Below are 2123 nucleotides of genomic sequence, written 5' to 3' on the forward strand. Positions count from 1 at the left end.
CCGACGAGGACGCCGACCCACAGCCGATCGGTACCGAACCGCGAGGCGATGGTGCGGCCGATCGCGGTGAAGCCGATCGCCGTCACCACCGGCAGGACCGTCGCACCGAGAATCACCATCGGAATCCCAAAGAAGATCCCGACGCTCGTATCCACGAGAAGATATCCCGTGCTTGCGAGGCCGCCAACGACGAGCAGTGCCGGGAGCCCGATACAACAAGAGATGATCGGGCTGTGGCGAGATTTCGTCACTGCGCGCGTGCCGTACTCCAGAAGCATTCCGAGAACGACCATCGCGACGAGCATCGTCCCGGCGAACTGGACTCCCGCCCGGACGATCGGTTCGATCGACCGATACGCCTCGAGATACCCCCCATTCCCCGACACCACGACAACCGAATCAAGGACCGGTTGTCCAACCATTGTATATAAGTCTAATGGCCACATGGGAGTGAGATACACTATGGCGTCTATTAGAACTTTCGATTATCGTGACTTTCGCTATTCAGAGACTATCGCGATGGTATCGATTCAGTGGAACGTCGGATCAGTGTGAAATCGGTCGGACAACGAGCACCACCGGCGTCGGGAACGAGAGCGGAAAACTACCGCGTTCGGCCAGCACTCGCGCGTACGCGCAGTTCGACGGGTTTAAGTTCGGGATGGCTCTTGGTTCAAGAGAGACAGGCATCGCCTGTTTCACTGACCCGTAGGAGCACACCCTGCGTACTACGGAGGTGAACGATGGCAGATTCGGATATTCAAACAGCAGTAGCCCGCGCACTCGAGGACTCGCCGGACCGGAACTTTACCGAGACGGTAGACCTCGCGATTAATCTGCGCGACTTAGACCTGAACGAACCGTCGAACCGCGTTGACGAGTCAATCGTCCTGCCGTCCGGAACCGGCCAGGAAACTCGCATCGTCGTCATCGCCGAGGGTGAGACCGCAGTCCGCGCCGAAGAGGCGGCGGACGAGGTCCTCTCGGGCGACGACGTGGCCGATCTGGACGACGACGACGCCAAGGACATGGCCGACGAGACGGACTTCTTCATCGCCGAAGAGTCGATGATGCAAGACATCGCCCGGCACCTGGGTACCGTTCTCGGTCCCCGAGGGAAGATGCCGGACCCGCTCGCGCCCGACGACGACGTCGTCGAAACCGTCAACCGACTCAAAAGTACCGTGCAGCTTCGCTCCGGCGACCGACGAACGTTCCACACGCTCGTCGGGTCCGAAGAGATGGACGCCGAAGACGTCGCCGACAACATCGACGTCATCCTGCGCCGACTGCACGCCGACCTCGAGAAGGGGCCCCAGAACATCGACGCCGTCTACGTGAAGACGACGATGGGGCCGTCCGTGGAGGTGGCCTAGAATGAGCGCACAGGCTGAACGCAAAACCGAGAACCTTCCCCAGTGGAAGAAAGAGGAAGTCGACGAGCTCGCACAGATCATCGACGAGTACGAGAGCGTCGGCGTCGTCGGCATCGCCGGCATTCCCTCGAAGCAGCTCCAGGACATGCGCCGCGACCTGCACGGCACCGCCGTGTTGCGCGTCAGCCGCAACACCCTGCAGACGCGTGCGCTCGAGGACGCCGGACTCGGCGACCTCGTCGAGCACATCGAGGGACAGGTGGGTATCGTCGGGACCGACGAGAACCCGTTCTCGCTCTACAAGGAACTCGAGGCGTCCAAGACGCCCGCACCGATCAACGAGGGCGAAGTCGCCCCGAACGATATCGTCATCCCCGAAGGGGACACCGGTGTCGATCCGGGGCCGTTCGTCGGCGAACTCCAGAGCGTCGGCGCGAACGCGCGCATCGAAGAGGGTTCGATCCAGGTCATGGAGGACTCGACGGTCCTCGAGGCCGGCGGGACCGTCTCCGCGGATCTGACGAACGTCCTCAACGAACTCGGTATCGAGCCCAAGGAAGTCGGTCTCGACCTTCGCGCCGTCATCGCCGACGGCGTGCTCTTCAATCCGGAGGACCTCGACATCGACGTCGACGCCTACCGGAGCGACGTGTCGACGGCCGCCGCCCGCGCTCGGAACCTCTCGCTCAACGCGAGCTTCCCGACCGCGACGACGGCCCCGACGCTCATCGCCAAGGCCACGGGCGA

3 protein-coding genes are annotated in these 2123 nt (G+C 62.6%); 2 read left to right on the top strand and 1 reads right to left on the bottom strand.

Annotated elements, in window-relative coordinates:
* Window positions 1-422 (bottom strand): DUF8173 domain-containing protein (locus PGX04_RS07875; protein WP_273737994.1); only part of this gene is annotated, 422 nt, incomplete at its 3' end.
* Window positions 423-743: 321 nt separating this feature from the next.
* Between PGX04_RS07875 and PGX04_RS07880 the strand changes: the two genes are divergently transcribed.
* Together PGX04_RS07880 and PGX04_RS07885 are read left to right on the top strand one after the other, a co-directional pair.
* Window positions 744-1376 carry a 50S ribosomal protein L1 gene (locus PGX04_RS07880; protein ID WP_273737995.1) on the top strand — a complete coding sequence of 211 codons (633 nt, stop codon included), beginning with the start codon at window positions 744-746 and terminating at the stop codon, window positions 1374-1376.
* A gap of 1 nt (window position 1377) precedes the next feature.
* Window positions 1378-2123 (top strand): 50S ribosomal protein L10 (locus PGX04_RS07885; RefSeq protein WP_273737996.1); only part of this gene is annotated, 746 nt, incomplete at its 3' end.

This window comes from Natrinema soli (assembly GCF_028618695.1).